Below are 17,364 nucleotides of genomic sequence, written 5' to 3' on the forward strand. Positions count from 1 at the left end.
TCCCGGCGCGACGAAAAGAGCCATCGCGCCGCAGTTTTTACCTGTTTAAACAGGCTTAGACGCCTTCGACGACAACCATTTCGGCATCGGCCACTTCATGCCGGATTTTCGCAGCAGCTTGATATTCCGGCGAATTATAGCAGTCGACGGCATGCTGCATCGATGGGAACTCGATAACGACATTGCGGGCGCGCGCCTTGCCTTCCAGTTCGGTGATCGCACCGCCGCGGGCGAGGAAATTCGCACCGTATTTTTCGAAGGCAGGCTTTGCCGTTGCCACGTAGTCTTTGTAGCGCTCGAGGTCGCGCACATCGACACGAGCGATCCAGTATCCCTTGGCCATTATTCTCTCCCTTTCAGCGGTTTGCCGGCCAGAGCGCGGCAACCATTTCATTGAGGATCGCCCGTGCGGCTTCCTGCGGTTCCGGCGCCTTGACGATCGGCCGGGCGACAACGAGATGGGTGGAGCCGGCCTTCAACGCATCGGAAGGCGTCATCACCCGCTTCTGATCGCCCTTTTCAGAGCCGGTCGGCCGAATGCCTGGGGTGACGATCGCCATGTCTGGCCCAATGATTTCGCGCACGCTCGCCGATTCCTCAGCTGAGCAGACGACGCCGCCCATTCCAGCAGCACGTGCCTGCTCGGCTCGGCGCGCGACGAGCGTCTTCGGATCATATTGATAGCCGGCCTCGACGAGATCTTCGGCGTCCATCGAGGTCAGCACGGTCACGCCGAGCAGACAGAGGCCGGAGCCCTTTGCCGCTTCGACCGCCGCCTGCATCGCTTTCGGATAGGCGTGTAGCGTCAGCATCGACATGCCCATCTTGGCGATGTTCTCGACGCCTGACGCAACTGTGTTATCGATGTCGAGCAGCTTCATGTCGAGGAATATCTTCTTGCCGCTGGCGGCAAGGTCGCGGGCAAATTCCAGCCCGCCGGCAAAGACGAGCTGATAACCGATCTTGTAGAAGAGAATATCGTCGCCAAGCGCAGAAACCAATCTTTCCGCTTCGCCAATCGTTGGAACATCCAGCCCGACGATCAACCGCTCGCGTGCGTCCATCTCAAATCATCCCCGCCAGTCTTCGATGGGTGTCCAGTCGCATGATAGACGCCGGTCTGCAAGACCGAAAGCATAGAGATTGCCGCCACCGCCCGGCTGGTCGCGATCGCGTGCAATGGGTGCACTCATCAAATGGCACTTGAGGAGCGTTCCGACACCCCCATGGCCGACAAAGGCGATCGGTGCATTTTGATCGTGCGATGAGAGGATTGCTTCGACCGCAGAGACGATGCGGGCTTGCGCGTCGATAGCGCGCTCCCAGCCCTTAAAACTTTCCTGCGGATGGGCGAAGAACCAGTTGGCCGCCTCTTCAAACTTGTCTGGTGGCAGGAAGCCTGTCGCGGAGCGATCGTTCTCATGCATATGATGCACGATCTCGATTTTCACGCCGGAAGCCTCGGCAAGGATTTCCGCCGTCTCGATCGCCTTTGTCTCATCGCTGGAGATGATGCGGGTCAGGCGCTTTGCCCAGCCATTCGCTGCAGCCTTGCGGGCACGCTCGGTGCCAATGTCGGAGAGTCCCCATTTAGGAACCGGAATCTGCGGGTCGATCTTGACCTGAGGGTGAGTAATATAGAGGCCGAACATTTATCCGCGCCGATAGATCCAGAGTTGAGCTGGAGGAATATTGCGCACGATGAAATCAAAATGATGAATGCTGTAACGATCGGCATTGGCAACGATCGGCGAGACCGCGCCATAGGAAATCTGCACCATGGGCCGACCGGCGGGCATACGGTCGAGTAGGCTTTCCAGGAGCGCAATGCGCGCCTGCATAGGAAAGTTCAGAAGCGGTATGCCTGAGATCACGCAATCGAACCTCTGATCTTTGAGCGCACCTAACGTCCGGTCGAGGTCGAAGGCGTCGCCGTTAATGAAGGTCACACCAGGATAAAGCTGCACGAGATGCTGGTAGAAATCCGTCGAATATTCGATGGCGACCAGCTTTTCCGGCTTCACGCCATGAGCGAGGATCGCCTTGGTGATGGCGCCGGTGCCGGGCCCGAGTTCCAACACGGGCAGATCCGAATGCGGATTTGCGACACTCGCCATCTTGCGGGCGGTGATTGAGGACGTAGGCACGATCGAGCCGACAGTCTTCGGGCCCTGCATCATGCCTTTGAAGAAGCGGATCTCTTCGTCGAATTTTTTGCCGAGCCGTTCCTTGAGCCGCAATGCCATGCTGTCCTCCCATGCCTGCCGTCAACGCTCCTTTAATTGCAGGAGGATGAAGCAAAAACAAGGGGTGATGTCGCAATCAGAAAGGTTTTAAGAGCAAAAGCGACGCGCGTTTACACGCGCATCGGCATCAGCACATAAAGGGCATCGTCACCTGCGGTATCGCGCACGAGCGTGGGCGAACCGGCATCCGCCAGCAGGAAGATCGCCTCATCGCCGGAAAGCTGCGCAGTGATGTCGAGCAGGTACTTCGCGTTGAAGCCGATTTCCATTGGATCCGTATCGTAGCCGACGGCGACTTCTTCCGTAGCGCTACCGGAATCCGGATTGTTGACGGTGAGCAGCAGCTGACCGTCGGAGAGTGCAAGCTTCACGGCACGGCCGCGTTCCGACGAAATGGTGGAAACGCGGTCAACGGCCTGGGCGAAGCTCGTGCAATCGACGCGCATCTCCTTGTCGTTGTTGGTCGGGATGACGCGCTGGTAGTCCGGGAAGGTGCCGTCGATCAGCTTTGATGTCATGACGATGGAGCCGATCGTGAGGCGAATTTTGGCATCGGAAACTTCGATGGTGACGATCGCATCAGGTGCGTCCACGAGCTTCTGCAACTCGCCGACCGTCTTGCGCGGAATGATGATGCCGGGCATGCCTTCCGAACCGGAGGGTGCGTCCACATCGGCGCGGGCTAGGCGATGGCCGTCTGTCGCGACGGCGCGCAGTTTCAGGTCGCCGTTGCTTTCGATCGTGTGGAAGAAGATGCCGTTCAGATAATAGCGGGTTTCTTCCGTCGAGATCGCAAACTGGGTGCGGTCGATCAGCATCTTCAGGTCGCTTGCCTTCAGCTTGAAGGAATGCGTAAAGGTACCGGCCGTCAAATCCGGGAAATCGGATTCCGGCAGGCATTGCAGGGAGAATTTCGAGCGGCCGGACTGGACATTCATGGAGCCGCCGTCCTGTGTGGTGGCAAGAAGCACTTCTGCTCCATCGGGGAGCTTTCGCACGATATCATAAAGAAGATGAGCGGGAACGGTCGTGGCGCCTGCCTGCTCGACATTGGCAGGCGTCGCTTCGGTGATTTCGAGATCGAGGTCGGTCGCCTTCATGTCGAGGTTCTGGCCGTCCGCCTTCAGGAGCACGTTGGACAGGATCGGGATCGTGTTGCGGCGTTCGACCACGCGGTGGACGTGGTTCAGCGACTTCAAAAGGTTTGACCGCTCAATAGTAATACGCATGGGATGCTACCGCTTTCGACCTTCATTGTCCGGGCGCCTGCAAGCGCCGCGTCACTGCTTTCCCCTTTGGGAGAGGGGAGTGGACAGGCAAAATGGCAGAACTTTGCCAGCGATTGCAAGAGGCATGGCTGTCCGCAGGCCCGCAAATGCCGTTTTGCGGTGCAATGCTCACAGAAATTGCGGCCCCTTGTCGAAGCGGCACGGCTCGCTCATAAATAGAGGAGCCGGACGGGACGAAAGCGAGTGACATGACGGAAGAGATGACAGCGGAAACCGGCGCCCGGCGCGGCTTTCGCCTGCACAATATTGCGGTGCCGGCGCGCCCGCTCGAACCGGCTCTCTATCTCGTCGCAACGCCGATCGGCAATCTCGGCGACATCACGCTGCGTGCACTGGAAACGCTCGCCGGCGCCGACGTTTTAGCCTGCGAGGACACGCGCGTTACACGCATCCTGCTCGACCGCTACGGTATCCAGAACCGCCCTTTTGCGTATCACGAGCACAATGCCGATGAAGCCGGGCCGCGGCTTCTGCAGGCGCTTGAAGCCGGCAAATCGGTGGCGCTCGTCTCCGATGCCGGTACGCCGCTCGTCTCCGACCCCGGCTATCGCCTGGCGCAGCAGGCGATCGAGGCTGGCTACCGTGTCGTTCCTATCCCTGGCGCCTCTGCGCCGCTTGCCGCTCTCGTCGGTTCGGGCCTGCCGAACGACGCCTTTCTCTTTGCCGGCTTTCTGCCGACCAAGGACAAGGCGCGGCGCGACCGGCTCATGGAATTCGCAACCGCGCCGGCCACGCTGATCTTCTTTGAATCGCCCCATCGCATCGGCGCGACGCTGCTTTCGGCCGCCGATGTGCTCGGCGGCACGCGTGAGGCATCTGTCTGCCGCGAGCTGACCAAGACTTATGAGGAGTTCCGCCGCGGCACGCTCTCCGAGCTTGCCGCCTATTATGAAGAGCATGACAATGTGAAAGGTGAGATCGTCCTCGTAGTCGGTCCGCCGAAGCACGAGCCGGCGACCGCAGCGGATGTCGATGCGGTTCTCGCGGATCTTTCAAAATCTCTGCCGACGGCCAGAGCCGCGACGGAGGCTGCCCGTTTGACCGGCCTCCCGCGGAAGGTGCTCTACCAAAAGATACTCGACATGAAGGCGGCGAATGGCTGACGGCGAGGTTACGCTCCGCAGAAGAAAGGCGCTGCGTCGCGGCTGGGCGGCGGAGTATATGGCCGCCATTTTCTTGATGCTGAAAGGCTATCGCATTCTCGCTCTGCGTTACAAAACGAAGCTTGGTGAGATCGATATCATCGCCCGCAAGGGGGATCTGGCTGTCTTCGTCGAAGTCAAGGCACGCGCCGACGAGATCGGCGCTGTCAATGCAGTCTCCTATGCTTCACAAAAGCGTATCCAGGCTGCCAGCGATCTCTGGCTTGCCGGTCAACGCGATTTTGCTCGCCTTTCGCAACGCTACGATATTGTTGCGATATTGCCGCGGAAGCTACCTCGTCATTTCCCGGATGCTTTCTAAGCATAGCCATGAAGTCGTGAGCGGCCATGCTCCTTCCAACAAAATCCGCTGGCATAAACGAGCCTGCCTTCGTTAAAATTTTAGTGTCTGCTTGAACGCGCTTTTACGACTCTTTTGTTATCCACGGCCCAGCTAGGGGTAGCAACTGGGGGTAATTCATGGCCTGGAAGATGATGCTTGCAACCGCCGCCGCGACGGCTGCGCGGTCTGTGCCTTATGCTGGGTTGAAGTCGGCCGGCAAATCTTTTGTCGCGCAGGCAAGTGAAGGCATGGTGCTGAAGTCGACACCGATCAATCCGGATTGGATCATCAGCGGCAACCCGCAAGCGCGTACGGCGGAACATTCCCGAGGCCACGACGAAGCAGCACTCACGGCGATCTGGGATTGCACGGCTGGCGAATTCCGCTGGCGCTTCGGCTGGGACGAGACGGTCATGATCCTTGAAGGCGAGGTGCACGTGACCACCGAAGACGGCATGGAACGCACGCTGCAAACGGGCGATGTCGCCTTCTTTGCCGGGGGCACCTGGGCGAACTGGCGGGTGGACAATTACGTCCGCAAGGTCGCCTTCCTGCGCAAGCCCTTCCCGAAGCCGCTCGCCATCGCCTACCGCCTGCGCAACCTCTTGCGCAACAACGGCAACGCGGGCATCGCCGCCTGAAAGTGGCGCCCGCGAAAACATCCGAAGCCGTTGATTGCCGTTGCGTTTGATGTCTGACCGACCTAAATCTGGGCGGCATCAGCTCAAGGGATGGAAATGGCCAAGATCAAGAATGTAGCGGTCCAGATGGACCATGTCGCCGGTATCAATATCGCGGGCGATTCCACCTTCGCCATGAGCATCGAGGCGCAGGCGCGCGGCTACAAGCTCTTCCATTACACACCTGAGCGCTTGAGCTTCCGCGACGGCACGCTCTATGCGTCCGTCGAGCCGATGGTGCTACGCGACGTCAAGGGCGACCACTATGAGCTGGGCGCGCCGGAGCGTGTCGACCTGTCGACCATGGATGTCGTCCTGCTGCGCCAGGACCCGCCCTTCGACATGGCCTATATCACATCGACGCATCTGCTTGAGCGCATCCATCCCAAAACCCTCGTCGTCAACGATCCGGCCTGGGTGCGCAACTCGCCGGAAAAGATCTTCGTCACCGAATTTTCCGACCTGATGCCGAAGACGCTGATCACCAAGGATCCGACCGAGATCCGCCGCTTCCGCGACGAACTGGGCGATATCATCTTGAAACCGCTTTATGGCAATGGCGGTGCCGGCGTTTTCCATTCCACCAGGGACGACCGCAATCTGTCCTCGCTGCTCGAAATGTTCGGTCAGCTCTTCCGCGAACCCTTCATCGCCCAGCAGTACCTGCCTGACGTGCGTAAGGGCGACAAGCGCATCATCCTGGTCGACGGCGAATTCGCCGGTGCCATCAACCGTGTCCCGGCAGAGCATGACAGCCGCTCCAACATGCATGTCGGCGGCCGCGCCGAGCCGACCGAACTGACGACGCGTGAAAAGGAAATCTGCGCGCGCATCGGCCCGGCACTCCGCGAACGAGGCTTCCTGCTCGTGGGCATCGATGTGATCGGTGACTACATGACCGAGATCAATGTGACCTCACCGACCGGCATCCGTGAAGTGAAGAAGTTCGGCGGCGCCGACATTGCAAGCCTGTTGTGGGATGCCATCGAGCGCAAGCGCGGCTAAAGCAGTCCTGGCGAGAGTGTGCGCGGTTTTGCGTCTGGAATTGTATGATAAGAGCAATTCCCGCAAACTGCGTGTCGGTGTGCCTGGAGAAGGCGTTCCGCGTTTGATCGCCTTCGTTCCAACTTTACAACCCGTCACAATTGGACTGCCGTTTCTGGGTGAATCCGTTCGCTAATCGTTCTTGTTTTATTCTAAATTCCATGCCAAGTTGTGACCGCCTTCATAGGCAGGGTGTAAAAATATGGGGCAGAGGCATGGTGGCGCGCGTCAGCACGGTGGCATTTCAGGGGATTGAAGGTGTGCCGGTCGAGGTCCAGGTGATGGTCGCTCCCGGTAAGATGGGAATCCAGATCGTCGGCCTGCCGGACAAGGCGGTTGCGGAAAGCCGCGAGCGAGTGCAGGCCGCCTTGCATGCTTCCGGCCTGGCGCTGCCGTCAAAACGCGTGACGGTCAATCTCGCACCTGCCGACCTTCCCAAAGAAGGCAGTCACTTCGATCTTCCCATTGCACTCGGCCTGATGGCGGCACTCGGTGCGATCCCGGCAGACGCCTTGTCGGACTATGTCGTCGTCGGCGAACTCAATCTCGACGGTACGATTGCGGCAATCGCCGGCGCATTGCCGGCTGCCATCGGCGCCAATGCGCTTGGGAAGGGACTGATTTGCCCGGCAGAAAGCGGCGCGGAAGCCGCGTGGGCAGGTTCTGACGTCGATATCCTGGCACCCCGCAGCCTGATTGCGCTCGCCAACCATTTCCGCGGTACCCAGATTCTTTCGCGTCCGGAGCCATCCATCCGCCCCAACGCCGCCAACCTGCCCGACCTTTCCGAGATCAAGGGGCAGGAAAGCGCCAAACGAGCGCTGGAAGTGGCGGCTGCCGGCGGCCATAACCTCCTGATGGTCGGGCCGCCTGGTTCCGGGAAGTCGATGCTGGCCTCGAGACTGCCATCCATCCTGCCGCCACTCTCGGCTGCGGAACTGCTGGAAGTCTCGATGATTCATTCTATCGCCGGCCAGCTTTCCGGTGGAAAGCTCTCCGACCGCCGCCCCTATCGCACGCCGCATCATTCGGCGACCATGGCAGCCCTCATCGGCGGCGGCCTGCGGGCTCGGCCGGGCGAGGCTTCGCTTGCTCATCATGGCGTGCTTTTCCTTGATGAGTTTCCGGAATTCGCGCCGCAAGTGCTCGATGCCTTGCGCCAGCCGCTGGAAAGCGGCGAATGCGTCATCGCACGCGCCAATCACCGTGTCTCCTATCCGGCGCGGATCCAGCTCATTGCCGCCATGAACCCCTGTCGCTGCGGCATGGCGGGAGAACCCGGCCATACCTGTGCTCGCGGTCCGCGCTGCATGACCGATTATCAGGCACGCATCTCGGGTCCACTGATGGATCGCATCGATATTCGTATCGACGTGCCGGCTGTTTCCGCTGCCGATCTCATCCGACCGACGGCCGCTGAAGCGAGTGCCGACGTTGCCCGGCGTGTTGCGCGTGCCCGCGAAATCCAGCGCGAGCGCTATGTTGCTGCGGGCGCCGCCGGCATTTCCACCAATGCCGGTTGCTCGACGGCCATGATCGAGAAATTCGCGGAGCCGGACGTGGCCGGATTGCAGCTGTTACGCGATGCCGCAGACAAGATGAAGTTTTCGGCGCGCGGTTATCACCGCGTCCTCAAGGTCGCCCGCACGCTGGCCGATCTCGACGGCAAGGAAACCGTAAGCCGGATCCATCTTGCGGAAGCAATCTCCTATCGCGTTGCCGGCGCCCGGCTGACGGCAGCGGCATGATAAATGGGGCGCCGCAACGCCCCAGATCGGGTGAGAGGATCAACCAGGAGAAATTTCGGATCAGCTCCCCAAGCCTTCAAACAACGCCGTCGAAAGATACCGTTCGGCAAAGGAAGGGATAATGACGACGATGTTCTTGCCGGCATTTTCCGGACGACGTCCGACTTCGATCGCCGCAGTCAGCGCTGCACCCGAGGAGATGCCGACCGGCACGCCTTCAAGCTTCGCGACGAGCCTCGCCTGCTGGAATGCATCGTCATTACTGACGGTGACGACCTCGTCATAGATGCTGGTATCGAGGATCTTCGGGGCAAAGCCCGCGCCGATGCCTTGGATCTTGTGCGGGCCTGGCGTGCCGCCTGACAGGACCGGCGAGTCCGTCGGCTCGACGGCCACGACGCGGATATCCGGTTTGCGGCTCTTCAGCACCTGACCGACGCCGGTGATCGTGCCGCCGGTGCCGATGCCGGCAACGAAGATATCGACCTTGCCGTCCGTGTCGTTCCAGATTTCCTCGGCCGTGGTCTTACGATGGATTTCCGGGTTGGCCGGGTTTTCGAACTGCTGCGGAATAATGGCGTCGGGCAGCGAGGCAGCGAGTTCCTCTGCCTTGGCGATCGCTCCCTTCATGCCCTTTGAACCTTCGGTCAGCACCAGTTCCGCGCCGAGCAGCGCCAGCATCTTACGGCGCTCGACAGACATGGTTTCCGGCATGGTGAGGATCAGTCGATAGCCTTTGGCGGCCGAGGCGAAGGCAAGCGCGATACCGGTATTGCCCGATGTCGGTTCGATCAGCACGGACTTGCCGGGCGAAATCTTGCCCTGTGTTTCCAGGCTGTCGATCATCGCGACGCCGATACGGTCCTTCACCGAGGCGATCGGATTGAAGAATTCCAGTTTGGCGAGGATATTCGCCGCCACGCCTTTTTCTTTGGCCAGTTTTTCGAGGCGAACGAGCGGTGTGTCGCCGATCGTATCGGTAATAGAGGAATAGATACGGCCGCGGCCCGGTTTGTGCGACATGGCGCTCTCCCTTTGAAACTCCGTCCTGAAATCTGCGGAGAGAATAAGGTCAAATGGGCGGTGAGACCAGAGTGGCTTCATCCGCCGGCCGCTCAAGCCGAAGAAAAAATGCTGTGAAAACCGTTCGTTGTCGAATGTTTATTTCAGGCCGCGCGTGTGGCGATAAAGGCTGCCGTGCCCGCCAGAATACTCGCGGCGACACGGTTCAGCGCCTGAAGTGCCCGTGGCTGCTTCAGCATCGTCCGGGCGCGAGATGCGAGCATCATATAGGGAATAAGCACGATCATCAGCACCGCGAAAGTGACGGCCAGCAGTATGAGATATTCGCGCATCCCGATGCTGTTCAAATCGATCAGCGTCGGCACCAGCGCTACGTAGAAGAGCATGGTCTTGGGATTGCCGAGCGTCACCAGCAGGCCGGACAGGAAGGACATGCCGGCGCTGCTGGATTTCTTCGCTGCGATCTCCTGCGGCAGCAGTCCGGCCGTCCAGAGCTTCCAGGCGATATAGGCGAGATAGAGGGCGCCAGCGATCTTTATGACGAGGAAGATCTCGGTAAAGGCCTGTGCTACGAAGGCAAGGCCAAGAATGACGGCGGTAAGATAGGTCATGTCGCCGAGCACGAGGCCGAGACCCATGAAGAAGGTCTCGCGGAAATTCGAGCCGAGCGCACGCGCCACGATCGCCGTGATCCCCGGACCGGGAATGGCAGCGGCGATGAAAAGAGCTCCAGCATAGGCGATCAGGGCGGTAAGGCTCATCTTCAGATCCAAAAGGTTGCGCGGTCTTCCTATAGGCGGCGAGCTAGGCTCCATCAATCGCCTCGGGCTGATCTGTCCATAACCATAAAGAATAGATCAGCTGAACCTTGATCTACTTGGAAACTGATCCGGCCTTGCTATTTTCCTCTTGCAAGCGGCCGGAGACGGCCTGCCGCGGCTTCCTCTAAGCCGTTGGCGCTGACGATTTTCATCACCAAGGAGAGAATGCATGTCGCCTACTACAGCTGAAGTCCGCAAACGTTCGCCGCTCAATACGCCTTCCGACCTGCCGACAAACGCGATCACCGATATCTCGGCCGCGCTGACGGGATTGCTCGCCGATGTCTTCACGCTCTATGTGAAGACCAAGAATTTCCACTGGCACATGTCCGGGCCGCATTTCCGCGACTACCATCTGCTGCTCGACGAGCAGGCAGAGCAAATCTTCGATATGACGGATGAAGTTGCCGAGCGCGCCCGCAAGATCGGCGGCACGACGCTACGCTCGATCGGCCAGATCGCGCGGCAGCAGCGCATTCCCGACAATGATGCGGATTATGTCACCCCTGAGGACATGCTCTCGGAACTCCGCGAAGACAATCTTCACCTCGTCTCCATCCTGCGCGAAGTGCATGAAGTGTGCGACGAACATAATGACGTTGCGACCGCCAGCCTCATCGAGAACTGGATCGATGAGAGCGAACGCCGCGTCTGGTTCCTGTTCGAGACGACGCGCCAATCGAGATAACAAGTATGGTGAGGTAATGGTTCAGCTTCTGGCCGCCGGCAGGCGAATAAGCCTGCCTGGCGACCAGCCGAGATTCATGCCCGCGGCGGCAAGCAGAATGACCGCCGCCCCGATGATTTGCATCGGCTGCAGCGTGTGACCGAAAGCGAAACAGTCGACCAGGATGGCGGCGATCGGATAAATGGAGGATAGAGCGCCGGTCAGATGCGTCGGCAGCTTCTGTATTGCGCCATAGAGCAGCACATACATCAGGCCGGTATGGATTACGCCGACCGCGATCAGGATCAGCCATGATTTCATATCGGCTGGCAGGTTCGTGAAATCGGTCATCGGCGCCAACATGATGATACCTGTCGAAACCTGAATTAGTGCGATCAAATGCGGCGGTGTGCCGCACAGCCATTTGGCGGCAAGTGCGGCCAGCGCATAGAAGAAGGCAGCGCCGAGCGCTAATAGAATGCCGAGCCCATAGCTACCGGAGACCGCATCTGCCTGCGGTTTCGCCTCGACGATAGCCGCCATGCCAGCAAAGGAAAGCCCGAGCCAGAAGAGTTTTGTGCCGGTGATTTTCTCACCGAGGAAGAGTGCGCCGAGCGCAAGCAGCATGAAGGGCTGGGTATTGTAGACCGTCGTCGCGATCGAGATCGACGCGTGCGAATAAGAGGCGAACAGCAGCAGCCAATTGGAAACGATGGCGATGCCCCCAAAGACAGCGATGCCGAGGGAGCGCAGGCTGATGATGCCGGGCCTGAGCAGGCCGAGGCCGGTACAAATGACAAGCAGGGTCAGCGCACCGAAGAAGCAGCGCCAGAAGACGACGCCGCTGACGGGTTGGCCCGATATGACGACGAACCAACCGATCGTTCCTGAGATCAGCATCGCTGCTGTCATCTCCATCGTGCCTCTTCTGATATTGTCGTGCATCGCCATCTCCGTTCGTTAGCGGGAAATTGTATTGCGGCAGCGCAGCATTTTCTATATGATAAGAAAGGGAACGGCTGGATAAACCTAATCTTGTTAGGAGTTTTTGCCATGTTGGCTAACGAGATACAGGCAGTCGACGATATTGACCGCGCAATGATAGAGGCGCTGGCAGGAAACTCGCGTATTTCCCTAAAAGAACTCGCTCAGGCTGTAGGACTTTCTTCGCCGAGCGCCGCTGAGCGTCTGCGGCGGCTTGAGGATCGCGGCGTGGTGACGCTCTTCACCATCGATCTCGATCCGACAGCGATCGGCTATCCGCTTCAGGCGATCGTGCGGGTGCGCCCGCTGCCCGGCCAACTCCATATCGTTGAGCGGATTATCCAGGACACGCCCGAATTCATCGAATGCGACAAGGTGACGGGTGACGATTGTTTCATCGCACGCCTCGTCGTCCGGTCCATGGGCGAACTCGACAGCATTCTCGACAAGGTTGCCGAGCGGGCGGAAACGAATACTTCGATGATCAAGTCGTCGCCGGTCAAGCGCCGCCTGCCACCGCTGATACGGAAAAAGTGATCTCAAAAGTCCGCCATTGGTGAGAGCATTGCCGGGTGATCGAGGCCCACCGCTTCCACCCCGCGCAGCATCAGCCGCGTTCCGCCCTCGTAAGCCACTGCCGCGCCGGACCAGCCGAGCTTGTCCGGCCGAAAGAGTGTGTCGACAGCCGTCGCCTGAATGCCGAGACCGGCAAGGATTGCGGCAAGTGGGGGAATTTCGGGCGCAACCACGTCGAGAAGGATGAAATGTCCCGATGCCGGCACCTTCCAGGCAATGGCGGCCTTGCTCTCTTCCAGATAGTTGAGGCGAATATCACGGTCGAACTGCGTGTTGATGAGAAACATCGCTGGGCTGCTGGCGACGGCGAGCGTCTCGGAAACCGGTGTGCGGTTCCTAAGCAGGTCCTGAAGCAGGGCAAGATCACTGGCATTGTGCGGCTGCAGCGCCCGCGATGCTGTTGGGCTTGCAGGAGCTGGTGCAGGGCCGGCATATTTATGAAGCGGAAGCGAACGGAAGCCATAGGGCTCGTAGAGACCAGGCTTGTCCGTATAGAGGATGATGGCCTCAAAGCTCTGCGCCTCGCACCAGGCGAGCGCCTTGCACGTCACATCGCGGTAGAGGCCGCGCCCGCGCCATGGCGGACGGACCGCACCGGATTGCAATGCGGCCGCATTGATAAGTCTGCCGTTGAAGACGAAAGGCATGGCAAAAGCCGACAGGTTGGCTACAAGTATGCCTTCCTCGTTAAACCAGCCAAAGGGCATGCTGGTCGGATCCGCGCCGCCGAGCTTGCGCAGCGGATCGATATCAATGCCGAAGGTATCGTCGAGAAGGGAGACGAGAGCTTCCCAGGCCGCTGGATCACTGAAATAATCCTGTCGGAATATGAGGTCGCTCGTATCTGCCGCGCTCATACGCCGGTGGAGCCGAAGCCGCCGGCGCCGCGCACCGTTTCGGTCGTCTCCGAGACTTCGGCCACGCGCGCCTGGATGAAAGGCGCAATCACCATCTGCCCAATGCGCATGCCGCGGGTGACGGTGAAATCCTCCTCGCCATGATTGATGAGAATGACCTTCACTTCGCCGCGATAGTCGCTGTCGACGGTGCCCGGCGAATTCAGGCAGGTGACGCCGTTTTTGGCCGCAAGGCCGGAGCGCGGGCGAACCTGGCCCTCGAAACCTTCGGGGATTTCGAAAACGAAGCCGGTCGGAACGAGCGCGCGTTTGCCGGGCGCCAGCACCAGCGGCTTGTCCTCGTCGATCGCCGCGCGCAGGTCCATGCCGGCGGCACCGCGCGTTTCATAGGCGGGCAGATCGAGGCCCCGGCCGTTCGGCAGCCGGATCAGATTGAGGGTCGGAAGCGTATCGGTGCGAATGGTCATGCGGCATTACTTCGCGCCCCATGCCGCAAGGTCAATTGCAATGGCGCGCTTTAATCGTTAGATACGCCGCAATTCCACAGGATTCACATCATGGCCGAAAGTCTCGCCGAGGCGGTCTCCCGCCGCCGCACATTCGCTATTATCGCTCACCCGGACGCGGGCAAGACGACGCTCACGGAAAAGCTGCTGCTTTTCGGTGGCGCCATTCAGCTCGCCGGTGAAGTGAAGGCGAAGAAGGACCGCATGCAAACCCGCTCGGACTGGATGAAGATCGAGCGCGAACGCGGCATTTCGGTCGTCACCTCAGTCATGACCTTCGAATATGAAGGCAATGTCTTCAATATCCTCGATACGCCCGGCCACGAAGACTTCGCCGACGATACCTATCGTACGCTGACGGCAGTCGATGCGGCCGTCATGGTCATCGACGCCGCCAAGGGTATCGAGCCGCGCACGCTAAAACTCTTCGAAGTCTGCCGCATGCGCGACATCCCGATCATCACCTTCATCAACAAGATGGACCGCGAAAGCCGCGACCCATTCGAAATCCTGGATGAGGTCGAAGAGAAGCTGGCGCTGGACACGGCGCCGGTCACCTGGCCGATCGGCCGCTCCAAGACCTTCTGCGGCTCCTATCATCTGAAGGAAAACACCGTCCGCGGCTCCGATACGGAAGTCGACGTCACAGCCGTGAACGGCCCGCAGAGTGTCGCCGACCGCTTGCCGGAAAACGAACGTGATGCCTTCATCGAAGAGGTCGAGTTGGCGATCGAGGCCTGCCGTCCCTTCGACCGCCAGGCCTTCCTTGAAGGCCATATGACGCCGGTCTTCTTCGGTTCGGCGCTGCGTAATTTCGGTGTCCGCGATCTCATCAACGCGCTTGGCGAATTCGCGCCGCCGCCGCGTGACCAGGTCGCCGATATCAGAACCGTGCATGCTGCCGAAGACAAGATGACGGCCTTCGTTTTCAAGATTCAGGCGAACATGGACCCGAACCATCGCGACCGCATCGCTTTTGCCAGAATCTGCTCCGGTAAGCTGGAGCGCGGTATGAAAGCCCGCCTCGCGCGCACAGGCAAGCAGCTTGGCCTGACCGCGCCGCAGTTCTTCTTCGCCTCGCAACGTCAGCTCGCAGATACGGCCTTTGCCGGTGACGTGGTCGGCATTCCGAACCATGGCACGCTGCGAATCGGCGATACGCTGACGGAAGGCGAAAGCCTGGTCTTCCAGGGTGTGCCGAATTTCTCGCCGGAAATCCTGCGCCGCGTCCGCCTGGAAGATGCCATGAAGGCCAAGAAGCTGAAGGAAGCTCTGCAGCAGATGGCGGAAGAAGGCGTGGTCCAGCTCTTCCAGCCGGAAGACGGCTCGCCCGCCATCGTCGGTGTCGTCGGCGCGCTGCAGCTCGATGTCCTTAAGGAGCGGCTGATGGCCGAATACGGTCTGCCCGTCTCCTTCGAAATGTCGCGCTTCTCCGTCTGCCGCTGGGTCTCGTCCGACCAGCCGGCCGATCTCGAAAAGTTCCTCACCGTCAAGCGCGGCGATATCGCCCGTGATCTCGACGGCGACCCGGTTTTCCTGGCGCAGGACGGTTTCTCGCTGCGTTACGAGGCGGAGCGTTATCCGGCGATCAAGATGGTGGCGGTCAAGGAATATCACGCGGCCAAAGCCGCCTGATCATCCCGCCAGCCGCTCGGTAGGGAACTCGACGACCGCACGTACGGACGGCAATTGTCCGCGCCGATGCGTCATGAGGAGAGTCGTGGTGATGCTGCCGGCAGTCCAGCCCGGCAGCAACCCGACCAGCCGCCCGTCCCGTAGGGCCTCGTGACAAACCGAGGTGGTCAGCCGCTAGTGCCAACGCCCATCTCGGCACCCGCAAGGATCGTCCACAGCTTTGCCCAGATGAGATCAAGTTCCGCCGACAGATCCTTGCCCGCCGCAGCTTTCGCATCGCAGCCCATCGTACCGCTTACGAACAGGAAGCGGCAGGGTTCCTGACTTCCATCGTGTGAACATAGTCTGACCTCGCGGCATAGATGCCGCGGCTCGGGCCGGGCGGGCTTACCCGGCAAACCGCTCAGGCAGCGAGATCACGCAGGAAATTGTCGCACCAGCGTGAGACATCGTGCTCGAGGAGATGGTCCATCATCCGCCGCCAGCGTTCACGGCGCTCATCGAGCGGCATATTGAGCCCGCGCGCCAGCGCATTCGACGTACCGACGATATCGTAAGGGTTGACGAGAAGAGCCCCTTTCAGCTCACGGGCCGCGCCGGCGAAGCGGGAGAGAACCAGCACGCCCGGATCGTCAGGGTTTTGAGCGGCAACATACTCCTTGGCGACGAGATTCATGCCATCCCGCAGCGGCGTAACGAGCCCGACCTTGGCAAGCCTGTAGAGGCCGGCCAGCACCGGCCGGCTGACGGAGCGGTTGATATATCGGATGGGCACCCAGTCGACCGTGCCGAGCGCGCCGTTCACGCGGCCGGCCTGTTCGGCGACCATCCGCTGCATCGCCTCGTATTCTGGCACTTCCGAACGAGATTTCGGGGTTATCTGCAGGTAGGTGACCTTGCGCTGGTGCGCTGGATTGTTGGTTACGAAATGCTCGAAGGCATCGATGCGCTGTGTGATGCCCTTGGAATAATCCAACCGGTCGACGCCGATGATGAGGCTGCGATCTTCGATGCTCTGCTGTGCCTTCAGCACCATGCTGTGGCTGCCGGCTTTTCTCGCAAATTCCGCGAAGGCGGCCGTCTCTATGGAGATCGGGTATACGTCACCGCGGAATATCCGTTCGCCGGCGGTAAAGCGCCCCGCACCAGTCAGATCGCCCATTCCCTCGCGGCGCAAGCAGCCCGCGAAATTTTCCAGATCGTGATCGGTCTGGAAGCCGACGAGATCGTAGGCAGCAAGCCCTCGCATGATTTCCTCGTGGACGGGCATTGCGAAGAGCACGTCTGCCGGCGGCCAGGGAATGTGCAGGAAAAAGCCGATCCTGTTCTTCAACCCCATCTGCCGAAGCTCGGCGGCGAGCGGAATGAGGTGATAATCGTGAACCCAGATGACGTCGTCAGGCTTGATCAAAGGCGCCAGCCGATGGGCAAAGAAGCGGTTGACACGAAAATAGCCGGCCATTTCCGTGCGCCCATATTCCGCAAGATCCAGCCGGTAATGGCAGATCGGCCAGAGCATGCGGTTGGCGAAGCCGAAGTAATATTCGTCGACATCCTTGGACGTCAGGTCGGTGAGCGCATAGGTGATGTTGCCCCGTTCCTCGATCGAAAGCGGGCTAGGTTCACCCTCGTCGCTGATCTTCCCCGACCAGCCCATCCAGATGCCGCCGCGTTTTTCAAGGGCGGCTTCCAATGCCACAGCAAGCCCACCAGCGGATGCAGCCCCTTTTTTCTCCGGAACAGGGACACGATTGGAGACGACGACAAGGCGGCTCATGACAAATTCCTTTCATTAGAAATAAT

General features: G+C 60.0%; 19 protein-coding genes and 1 pseudogene. 8 read left to right on the forward strand and 12 right to left on the reverse strand.

The genetic code is table 11. From position 1 onward, the window contains the following. Positions 1–55 precede the first annotated feature (55 nt). The 5 genes from FHX15_RS05645 to dnaN all read right to left on the reverse strand — a co-directional run bounded on the left by FHX15_RS05645 (position 56) and on the right by dnaN (position 3,475). A complete protein-coding gene (locus FHX15_RS05645; protein ID WP_184394488.1) occupies positions 56–343 on the reverse strand; it encodes a DUF1330 domain-containing protein in 288 nt (95 codons plus the stop codon). 13 nt (positions 344–356) lie between these two features. After that, positions 357–1,064, reverse strand: coding sequence for an orotidine-5'-phosphate decarboxylase (gene pyrF / locus FHX15_RS05650; protein WP_184394489.1), 708 nt, complete (start codon positions 1,062–1,064; stop codon positions 357–359). A 6-nt stretch (positions 1,065–1,070) separates the two neighbouring features. Continuing rightward, positions 1,071–1,652 carry a histidine phosphatase family protein gene (locus tag FHX15_RS05655; protein WP_184394491.1) on the reverse strand — a complete coding sequence of 194 codons (582 nt, stop codon included), beginning with the start codon at positions 1,650–1,652 and terminating at the stop codon, positions 1,071–1,073. Beyond that, positions 1,653–2,246, reverse strand: a complete 594-nt coding sequence (gene pmtA / locus FHX15_RS05660; RefSeq protein WP_184394493.1) for a phospholipid N-methyltransferase PmtA — start codon at positions 2,244–2,246, stop codon at positions 1,653–1,655. 110 nt (positions 2,247–2,356) lie between these two features. Further along, a complete protein-coding gene (gene dnaN / locus FHX15_RS05665; RefSeq protein WP_184394494.1) occupies positions 2,357–3,475 on the reverse strand; it encodes a DNA polymerase III subunit beta in 1,119 nt (372 codons plus the stop codon). Between the two features lie 248 nt (positions 3,476–3,723). On the opposite strand from dnaN, the gene rsmI reads away from it, so the two are divergent. The 5 genes from rsmI (at position 3,724) to FHX15_RS05690 (ending at position 8,492) form a co-directional block, all read left to right on the forward strand. Continuing rightward, positions 3,724–4,638 carry a 16S rRNA (cytidine(1402)-2'-O)-methyltransferase gene (gene rsmI, locus FHX15_RS05670; protein WP_184394495.1) on the forward strand — a complete coding sequence of 305 codons (915 nt, stop codon included), beginning with the start codon at positions 3,724–3,726 and terminating at the stop codon, positions 4,636–4,638. Next, the gene (locus FHX15_RS05675) at positions 4,631–4,999 is read left to right on the forward strand and encodes a YraN family protein (RefSeq protein ID WP_184394497.1); all 369 of its coding nucleotides are present in this window, start codon (positions 4,631–4,633) and stop codon (positions 4,997–4,999) included. The genes rsmI and FHX15_RS05675 overlap by 8 nt, the downstream gene beginning before the upstream one ends. Before the next feature lie 158 nt (positions 5,000–5,157). Then, positions 5,158–5,661 (forward strand): cupin domain-containing protein, encoded by a 504-nt coding sequence (locus FHX15_RS05680; protein ID WP_184394498.1) that lies wholly within the window; start codon positions 5,158–5,160, stop codon positions 5,659–5,661. A 96-nt stretch (positions 5,662–5,757) separates the two neighbouring features. Then, positions 5,758–6,705, forward strand: coding sequence for a glutathione synthase (gene gshB, locus FHX15_RS05685; protein WP_184394500.1), 948 nt, complete (start codon positions 5,758–5,760; stop codon positions 6,703–6,705). A gap of 254 nt (positions 6,706–6,959) precedes the next feature. Then, positions 6,960–8,492, forward strand: a complete 1,533-nt coding sequence (locus FHX15_RS05690) for a YifB family Mg chelatase-like AAA ATPase (protein ID WP_184394502.1) — start codon at positions 6,960–6,962, stop codon at positions 8,490–8,492. A 60-nt stretch (positions 8,493–8,552) separates the two neighbouring features. On the opposite strand, the gene cysK is transcribed toward FHX15_RS05690, so the two are convergent. Together cysK and FHX15_RS05700 are read right to left on the reverse strand one after the other, a co-directional pair. Continuing rightward, positions 8,553–9,515 carry a cysteine synthase A gene (gene cysK / locus FHX15_RS05695; RefSeq protein WP_184394504.1) on the reverse strand — a complete coding sequence of 321 codons (963 nt, stop codon included), beginning with the start codon at positions 9,513–9,515 and terminating at the stop codon, positions 8,553–8,555. A 143-nt stretch (positions 9,516–9,658) separates the two neighbouring features. After that, positions 9,659–10,276, reverse strand: coding sequence for a LysE family translocator (locus tag FHX15_RS05700; protein WP_184394506.1), 618 nt, complete (start codon positions 10,274–10,276; stop codon positions 9,659–9,661). Between the two features lie 229 nt (positions 10,277–10,505). Between FHX15_RS05700 and FHX15_RS05705 the strand changes: the two genes are divergently transcribed. After that, positions 10,506–11,024, forward strand: a complete 519-nt coding sequence (locus FHX15_RS05705) for a Dps family protein (protein WP_184394507.1) — start codon at positions 10,506–10,508, stop codon at positions 11,022–11,024. A gap of 21 nt (positions 11,025–11,045) precedes the next feature. Here the strand turns inward: FHX15_RS05705 and FHX15_RS05710 are convergent, their stop codons facing one another. After that, positions 11,046–11,948 carry a DMT family transporter gene (locus FHX15_RS05710; protein WP_184394509.1) on the reverse strand — a complete coding sequence of 301 codons (903 nt, stop codon included), beginning with the start codon at positions 11,946–11,948 and terminating at the stop codon, positions 11,046–11,048. A gap of 108 nt (positions 11,949–12,056) precedes the next feature. Between FHX15_RS05710 and FHX15_RS05715 the strand changes: the two genes are divergently transcribed. After that, positions 12,057–12,524 carry an Lrp/AsnC family transcriptional regulator gene (locus FHX15_RS05715; protein ID WP_409526999.1) on the forward strand — a complete coding sequence of 156 codons (468 nt, stop codon included), beginning with the start codon at positions 12,057–12,059 and terminating at the stop codon, positions 12,522–12,524. Between the two features lie 2 nt (positions 12,525–12,526). On the opposite strand, the gene FHX15_RS05720 is transcribed toward FHX15_RS05715, so the two are convergent. Continuing rightward, positions 12,527–13,420 (reverse strand): GNAT family N-acetyltransferase, encoded by an 894-nt coding sequence (locus tag FHX15_RS05720; protein ID WP_184394511.1) that lies wholly within the window; start codon positions 13,418–13,420, stop codon positions 12,527–12,529. Beyond that, a complete protein-coding gene (gene dut, locus FHX15_RS05725) occupies positions 13,417–13,887 on the reverse strand; it encodes a dUTP diphosphatase (protein ID WP_184394513.1) in 471 nt (156 codons plus the stop codon). Before dut ends, FHX15_RS05720 begins: the two co-directional genes overlap by 4 nt. 90 nt (positions 13,888–13,977) lie before the next feature. On the opposite strand from dut, the gene FHX15_RS05730 reads away from it, so the two are divergent. Beyond that, the gene (locus FHX15_RS05730) at positions 13,978–15,561 is read left to right on the forward strand and encodes a peptide chain release factor 3 (RefSeq protein WP_184394515.1); all 1,584 of its coding nucleotides are present in this window, start codon (positions 13,978–13,980) and stop codon (positions 15,559–15,561) included. On the opposite strand, the pseudogene FHX15_RS31710 reads toward FHX15_RS05730, so the two are convergent. Beyond that, a pseudogene (locus tag FHX15_RS31710) lies at positions 15,562–15,732 on the reverse strand (LysR family transcriptional regulator); the annotation flags it as partial. It abuts the gene before it with no gap. Between the two features lie 232 nt (positions 15,733–15,964). Further along, on the reverse strand, positions 15,965–17,338 hold the full coding sequence (gene otsA, locus FHX15_RS05735; RefSeq protein WP_184394516.1) for an alpha,alpha-trehalose-phosphate synthase (UDP-forming): 1,374 nt from the start codon (positions 17,336–17,338) through the stop codon (positions 15,965–15,967). Positions 17,339–17,364: the final 26 nt, after the last annotated feature.

This window comes from Rhizobium sp. BK650 (genome assembly GCF_014195325.1).
GTDB lineage: Bacteria > Pseudomonadota > Alphaproteobacteria > Rhizobiales > Rhizobiaceae > Rhizobium.

What these genes read in the sequence shown, in the direction of transcription:
- FHX15_RS05645 (WP_184394488.1), bottom strand. Translation starts at nt 343, where the DNA reads ATGGCCAAGGGATACTGGATCGCTCGTGTCGATGTGCGCGACCTCGAG.
- pyrF (WP_184394489.1), bottom strand. Translation starts at nt 1,064, where the DNA reads ATGGACGCACGCGAGCGGTTGATCGTCGGGCTGGATGTTCCAACGATT.
- FHX15_RS05655 (WP_184394491.1), bottom strand. Translation starts at nt 1,652, where the DNA reads ATGTTCGGCCTCTATATTACTCACCCTCAGGTCAAGATCGACCCGCAG.
- pmtA (WP_184394493.1), bottom strand. Translation starts at nt 2,246, where the DNA reads ATGGCATTGCGGCTCAAGGAACGGCTCGGCAAAAAATTCGACGAAGAG.
- dnaN (WP_184394494.1), bottom strand. Translation starts at nt 3,475, where the DNA reads ATGCGTATTACTATTGAGCGGTCAAACCTTTTGAAGTCGCTGAACCAC.
- rsmI (WP_184394495.1), top strand. Translation starts at nt 3,724, where the DNA reads ATGACGGAAGAGATGACAGCGGAAACCGGCGCCCGGCGCGGCTTTCGC.
- FHX15_RS05675 (WP_184394497.1), top strand. Translation starts at nt 4,631, where the DNA reads ATGGCTGACGGCGAGGTTACGCTCCGCAGAAGAAAGGCGCTGCGTCGC.
- FHX15_RS05680 (WP_184394498.1), top strand. Translation starts at nt 5,158, where the DNA reads ATGGCCTGGAAGATGATGCTTGCAACCGCCGCCGCGACGGCTGCGCGG.
- gshB (WP_184394500.1), top strand. Translation starts at nt 5,758, where the DNA reads ATGGCCAAGATCAAGAATGTAGCGGTCCAGATGGACCATGTCGCCGGT.
- FHX15_RS05690 (WP_184394502.1), top strand. Translation starts at nt 6,960, where the DNA reads ATGGTGGCGCGCGTCAGCACGGTGGCATTTCAGGGGATTGAAGGTGTG.
- cysK (WP_184394504.1), bottom strand. Translation starts at nt 9,515, where the DNA reads ATGTCGCACAAACCGGGCCGCGGCCGTATCTATTCCTCTATTACCGAT.
- FHX15_RS05700 (WP_184394506.1), bottom strand. Translation starts at nt 10,276, where the DNA reads ATGAGCCTTACCGCCCTGATCGCCTATGCTGGAGCTCTTTTCATCGCC.
- FHX15_RS05705 (WP_184394507.1), top strand. Translation starts at nt 10,506, where the DNA reads ATGTCGCCTACTACAGCTGAAGTCCGCAAACGTTCGCCGCTCAATACG.
- FHX15_RS05710 (WP_184394509.1), bottom strand. Translation starts at nt 11,948, where the DNA reads ATGCACGACAATATCAGAAGAGGCACGATGGAGATGACAGCAGCGATG.
- FHX15_RS05715 (WP_409526999.1), top strand. Translation starts at nt 12,057, where the DNA reads ATGTTGGCTAACGAGATACAGGCAGTCGACGATATTGACCGCGCAATG.
- FHX15_RS05720 (WP_184394511.1), bottom strand. Translation starts at nt 13,420, where the DNA reads ATGAGCGCGGCAGATACGAGCGACCTCATATTCCGACAGGATTATTTC.
- dut (WP_184394513.1), bottom strand. Translation starts at nt 13,887, where the DNA reads ATGACCATTCGCACCGATACGCTTCCGACCCTCAATCTGATCCGGCTG.
- FHX15_RS05730 (WP_184394515.1), top strand. Translation starts at nt 13,978, where the DNA reads ATGGCCGAAAGTCTCGCCGAGGCGGTCTCCCGCCGCCGCACATTCGCT.
- otsA (WP_184394516.1), bottom strand. Translation starts at nt 17,338, where the DNA reads ATGAGCCGCCTTGTCGTCGTCTCCAATCGTGTCCCTGTTCCGGAGAAA.